This is a genomic window from Actinoplanes sp. DH11 (assembly GCF_020873875.1).
In the GTDB taxonomy this organism is placed as follows: domain Bacteria; phylum Actinomycetota; class Actinomycetes; order Mycobacteriales; family Micromonosporaceae; genus Actinoplanes.
In genome coordinates this window covers 1-472 of the sequence record NZ_JAHWGU010000118.1, presented here as the reverse complement: position 1 = coordinate 472, position 472 = coordinate 1, and the positions used below count along the sequence as shown (strand labels likewise).

General features: G+C 66.9%; 1 protein-coding gene. It reads left to right on the top strand.

Translation table 11 applies throughout. The features are described from left to right. Positions 1-154 precede the first annotated feature (154 nt). Positions 155-472, top strand: a 318-nt coding sequence (locus LPA41_RS40990) for a hypothetical protein (RefSeq protein WP_229076891.1), incomplete at its 3' end; no start/stop codon positions are given.

Below are 472 nucleotides of genomic sequence, written 5' to 3'. Positions count from 1 at the left end.
AGTGCGTCTGTCCGTCGACCAGCGTCACCACGGACGACCGCAACCGGGTGCTCGCCAAGGCCCGCAAGCTCTACCTGTGACCTGATCGGACCCTTGTCAACCCCCGCCCATCGCGGGAGTATTCCGGTACGTCAACAACCAACCTGGAGTCATCGTGCCCAACGTCCAGCGCACTTCCACCGAGTCGATCATCTCCCTGACCGACAGCGAACGGTTCCACTACCACGGCACGAGGGTGGACGCTGTCACGATCCCCCGCTCTCGGAACATGTCCGAGATGGCCACCCTGCACGGCTCCATGGAACTGGGCCAGGGCCGGCACCGGCGCGACATCCCGATGCACCCGCTGGAGGCTGCGCAGGCCGCCAGCTCGTCGCAGAGCCCGGACGTGGCCGCCGCGATCCATGGGGAGATCAGCACCGGCCTCCAGGCCCGGAAAGTCACCCTGCCCAGTGAGGCACTGAGCCAGGCC